The organism is Euzebyales bacterium (assembly GCA_035461305.1).
GTDB lineage: Bacteria > Actinomycetota > Nitriliruptoria > Euzebyales > JAHELV01 > JAHELV01.
The window spans coordinates 1-5,295 of the sequence record DATHVN010000114.1; the positions used below are offsets into that span (position 1 = coordinate 1).

Genomic DNA, 5,295 nt, shown 5'->3' on the forward strand with positions numbered 1-5,295 from the left:
CCCACGACCAGATCCCGCAGCGCCGGAGCAACACGGCCCGACAGCGTGCTCACGAGATAGTCGGGCAAGAGCACGAGGATGACATAGGCGATCACGACCACGCCCAGACTCAGCGCCGCTGCACGCACCCAGCTCATCTGCAAGGCTCCGCCAACTACTACAGCCCCCTCGTACCACGAGGTCGGTCCCGGCGCAAGAGCCCACGCGCGCCTCATGCGAGGCGCCCCAGGCCGCGGTGGTCCGGTCACAGCATCCCGGGCAACACCGGCGGCGAGCGTCTGTGACGGCTGATTGGCAAGTTGAATTGCGGGCCGTTGGTCCCTGAACATAGTGACCACCGGTCTTCCACCCACCCCCGGTGGGGTGGATACTGAGTCTAGATCGATCCGCGTGAGAGGTGAAGCGATGACGTCGGTAGCGCATGAGGCGTCCGCGTCCACGAGCCGCGGCGGCGAAGGGACGCCCCTGCTCGCGGCGGCAGGGGTCGCCAAGACGTATCGGACCGGTTGGTGGCCGCGGCGGCGTGCCAAGGCGGTACTGCGAGGCGCCGATCTGCGGCTGTGGCCGGGCGAGGTCGTGGGCCTGGTCGGTGAGAACGGGTCGGGCAAATCGACGTTGATGAAGATCCTGGTCGGCGCACTGGACCGTGACGCCGGCACCGTGGCGTTGGCCGCCCGATTGGGGTACTGCCCGCAGGAGCCGGTGCTGTACGAGCGGTTGACGTGTGATGAGCACTTTGAGCTGTTCGGGTGCGCCTATGGCATGCCGGACGTCGACATCGACCGTTCTCGTGACGAGGTGTACGAGACGTTGGGGTTCGCCGGCTGGCGCGACGCGCGGGTGGAGGAGCTGTCGGGCGGGACCCGCGCCAAGCTGAACCTGGGCCTGGCCTTGCTGCCCGACCCGGAGCTGTTGCTGCTCGACGAGCCCTACGCGGGGTTCGACTGGGACACCTACCAGCGGTTCTGGGAGCTGACCCGGACGCGCCGTGACGCCGGTCGTGGGCTGTTGATCATCAGTCACTTCATCACCGACGCCGAACGCTTCGACCGCGTCTATGACCTGGTCGACGGAAGGACGGTGCCGCGATGACCGGCCTGCTGACCTGGCGGTACCTGACCGAGTACGCCCGCCGGCCGTTGAACCTGGTGCTGTTGGCGGTCGTGCCGGTGGTCTTCGTGGCCCTGTCGGCCGGCGCGCTGGCGGACTTCGCGCGCATCCTCGGCGGCGAGGCCGGTCTCGGCCAGCTCGAGGCCGCGACCGCGGGGTGGGCCGCGGCGTTCCTGGCCGGCGTCGCCGGGTTCTTCCACGTCAGCGGATCGCGGGAGCCCGACCGGCGGCTGGCCGCCGCGGGCTCGGCCACCTGGCAGGTCGTCGTGGCCCGCCTGGTGTCGTCGCTGCTGCTGGCCGCCGTCGCGGCGGCCGGCGCGCTGTTGGCGTTGGTGGTCCGCACCGACGTCACCGACCTGCCACGCGCGGTGGGCGCCACGGCGATGTTCGCGGTGATCTACCTGGGGATCGGCGCGGTCGTTGGCGCGCTCGTGCGCTCGGAGGTCAACGGGTCGCTGGTGATCATCTTCGTGTGGATGTTCGACGTGTTCCTCGGACCGGCGATGGGTCGCACCGAGTCGCTGCTGATCCGCGGGTTCCCGACGCACTTTCCGACGCTGGTCATGCTCGACGCGGCCACGACCCACGCGGGCCCGCTGGGCGATCTCGGCGCGGCGTTGGCCTGGTCCGTCGGTGGGCTGCTGCTGGCCTTCGGCGCGCTGCTGGCCACCACCCGACCCGTCACCAGTCGCAGCGCGCGCAGCGCTGTGTCGGGCGGCGCGCGGCTGCGCGTCGGGCTGCGCTACGCCTGGCGCGAGTACCGCCGCAACGTCGCGTTGTGGGTGTTGCTGGTCGGCCTGCCGCTGTACTTCATCACGGTGTCGGTCGCGGTCACCCCCGATGACCCCGCACCGGTCGAGTTGGCCGAGGACGGCCGCCGCGCGATCACGATCCTGCCGATGACCGACGTACACGGCGCGCTCATGGTCGCCATCACGGTGGCGTTCCTCGCGGGGCTAGCCGGCCTGTTCGTCGTGCTCGGTTCCGCCGAGGCCGACCGCCGGCTGGTCATCGCCGGGTTCCGGCCCCGCGAGGTGCTGGCCGCCCGCCTGGGCGTGATCGCGCTGGCCGCGGTACTCGTCAGCGCGGTCTCACTCGCCGTGACCGCCGCCAGCTTCGAGCCGCACGTGTGGGTGACCTTCGCCGTGGCCACCGTCGTGGTGGCGCTGACCTATGCCATGATCGGTGTCGTGATCGGCCCGCTCGTCGGCCGCCTCGGTGGGCTGTACCTGATGTTCCTGCTGCCGTTCCTCGACGTCGGCCTGGCCCAGAACATCATGTTCGACGCCGCGCCCCCTTCCTGGGCGACGGTGATGCCCGCGTACGGCGCCGTCCGCGTGATGGTCGACGGCGCGTTCACCACCGGCTTCGACGAAACCACCGGCGCGCTGCTGGCCGTCGCCTGGCTCGCAGGCATCACCGGCCTCGCGGCAGCCGTATTCCACCGGCTGTCCGCACGAAGGATCTGAGGGAGTTGACAGGGACCATTCCACCCCACCTGGGGTGGCATGGAGTCGGAGAAGAGCAGCAGGATCGGAGGAAGTGATGACGGGCGCAGAGTGGCTGGTGGTCATGGCCGGTGCGGCGGCGATCGGTGTGCTGGCCCGGTACTTCTTCGGCGCCAAGCGCGCAAGCGAAGCGCAGCTGCGTGGGGGAAGGCAGGAGGTCACGGTCACGGTCAAAGGCGGCTACTCGCCCGACGCGATCCGGGTCCGCCAGGGCGTGCCCGTCCGGCTCACGTTCGACCGGCAGGAGGCGGGAGAGTGCACCTCGAAGGTGGTACTGCCCGACTTCCAGCTGTCGGCCAACCTGCCAGCGTTCGGCGCGGCGTCCATCGAGGTGACGCCGACCGAGGTCGGCGAGTACGAGTTCGTTTGCGGCATGAACATGATCCACGGCAGGCTGATCGTCGAGCCCGCCAAAGACGCGGTGGACACGCATATGGGCGACCGGTCGAGCGAGCAGGTCGAATCCACCGCGGCCACGCAACGTCGCGTTGAGCGGGTGGAGTTCTCGGTGGCGCATACGTCGACGTGTGCGTCGTGTGTGTCGACCATCGAGGGCGCGGTGTCGACGCTGCCCGGAATCAACACGGTGGACGTGAGTCCGACCGCCGAACGGGTCGCGGTGATCTTCGATCCCTCACGCGTGGATCGGGCGCGCATCTGTGAGGCGATCGAGGCCGTTGGCCACCGGGTCCGCGAACGCGGACAGCCGGCTCACACCTCGCAGGAGGACCAGGAGGCGGCCGCCCGGCGGGCGGAGATCCGCGACCTGTCGCGGCGGGTGCTGATCGGCGCGGTCCTGGCGACGCCGGTGGTGGTCGCGGTCATGGCCACCGACCTGTTCGGCGCGACCTGGGTCCCCGACGTGCTGCTGAACCGCTGGGTGCAACTCGCGTTGATAACCCCGGTGATGTTCTACACGGGCTGGCCGATCCACCGGACCGGGTGGCTGGCGCTGCGCCACCGGTCGGCGGACATGAACTCGTTGATCACGCTGGGCACCACCGCGGCGTTCGTCTACAGCCTGGTCGTCACGGTCGCGCCGGGACTGGTGCCGACGGACGTGCGCGCCGTGTACTACGAGGCGATCGGCGTGATCATCACGCTGATCCTGCTCGGCCGGCTGCTGGAGGTGAAAGCCAAGGCGGGCACCGGCGAGGCGATCCGCAAACTGCTCGGCCTGCAGGCCAGGACCGCCCGCGTCGTCCGAGACGACGCGGAGGTCGAGATCCCGGTCGCCGACGTCGTCGCCGGCGACATCGTGATCGTCCGACCCGGCGAGAAGGTCCCCGTCGACGGCGAGATCATCTCGGGCGCCTCCACGCTGGACGAGTCGATGGTCACCGGCGAGTCGATCCCCGTCGAGAAGACCGTCGGCGACACGGTGATCGGCGCGACGCTCAACCAGACCGGCGCGGTCCGGTTCCGCGCGACCGCGGTCGGCCGGGACACGATGCTGTCGCAGATCATCACGGTGGTCCAGCAGGCGCAGGCGCCCAAGGCGCCGATCCAGCGACTCGCCGATCTGGTGTCGAGCTACTTCGTGCCCACGGTGGTGTTCATCGCGATCGCCACGTTCGTGGTCTGGTTCGTCGTCGGCCCGGCCCCCGCGCTGACCCTGGCGCTGGTCGCCGGCGTGTCGGTGCTGATCATCGCATGCCCGTGCGCGCTCGGGCTGGCCACGCCGCTGTCGATCATGGTCGGGACCGGCAAGGGCGCCGAGCAGGGCATCCTGATCCGCTCCGCCGAGGCGCTCGAGACCGCCCACGAGCTGCGAACCCTGGTCCTGGACAAGACCGGCACGATCACCAAGGGCACACCCGAGCTCACCGACGTCGTGACCGTCGACGACCGCCTGACCGACGACGAGCTGTTGCGGCTGGTCGCCTCCGCCGAGACCGCCTCCGAACACCCCCTCGGCGCGGCGATCGTGCGCGGCGCCAAGGCCCGCGACCTGGTCCTGTCCGAGCCGGACGGGTTCGACTCGGTCACCGGCCAGGGCATCCGCGCCACCGTCGACGGCCGCGACGTGCTCGTCGGTAACCCCGGGCTGCTCACCGACACCGGCATCGACACCAGCGCCCTCGATCCTGTGGCCGCAGGGTTGGCCGAGGCGGGCAGGACCCCGATGTACGCGGCCGTCGGCGGCCGCGCGGTCGGGCTGGTCGCGGTGGCCGACACCATCAAGGACGACGCCGTGGCCGCGGTCGCCGCGCTGCGGCGTCTGGGTGTGGAGCCGGTGATGATCACCGGCGACAACCGTCGCACCGCCGCCGCGATCGCCCGGCAGGTCGGCATCACCCGCGTGCTCGCCGAGGTCCTACCGCAGGACAAGGCCCGCGAGGTCCACCGCCTCCAGGGCGACGGGCAGGTCGTCGGGATGGTCGGTGACGGCATCAACGACGCGCCCGCGCTGGCGCAGGCCGACGTCGGCATCGCCATCGGCTCGGGCACCGACGTCGCCATCGAGGCGGCCGACATCACGCTGATCAGCGAGCGCATCGGCGGACTGGTGACCGCCGTCGGATTGTCGCGCGCGACGATGCGCAACATCCGCCAGAACCTGTTCCTGGCGTTGGTGTACAACGCGATCGGCATCCCGATCGCCGCCGGGCTGCTGTACCCGTTGACCGGCTGGCTGCTGTCGCCGATGATCGCCGCCGCCGCCATGGCGTCAAGC

Annotated in this window: 3 protein-coding genes; all 3 read left to right on the plus strand. The window is 70.4% G+C overall.

Annotated elements, in window-relative coordinates:
* Positions 1 to 405: 405 nt before the first annotated feature.
* Entirely contained in the window at positions 406 to 1,092 is a 687-nt protein-coding gene (locus VK923_10800) for an ABC transporter ATP-binding protein (protein ID HSJ45156.1), read from the plus strand.
* Positions 1,089 to 2,579 carry a hypothetical protein gene (locus VK923_10805; GenBank protein ID HSJ45157.1) on the plus strand — a complete coding sequence of 497 codons (1,491 nt, stop codon included), beginning with the start codon at positions 1,089 to 1,091 and terminating at the stop codon, positions 2,577 to 2,579. Before VK923_10800 ends, VK923_10805 begins: the two co-directional genes overlap by 4 nt.
* A 76-nt stretch (positions 2,580 to 2,655) precedes the next feature.
* Positions 2,656 to 5,295: heavy metal translocating P-type ATPase (locus VK923_10810; GenBank protein ID HSJ45158.1), on the plus strand; the 2,640-nt coding region annotated here is incomplete at its 3' end.

Bases quoted from the DNA above. Each gene is read 5' to 3' on its own strand.
- VK923_10800 (HSJ45156.1), top strand. From the start codon at position 406: ATGACGTCGGTAGCGCATGAGGCGTCCGCGTCCACGAGCCGCGGCGGC.
- VK923_10805 (HSJ45157.1), top strand. From the start codon at position 1,089: ATGACCGGCCTGCTGACCTGGCGGTACCTGACCGAGTACGCCCGCCGG.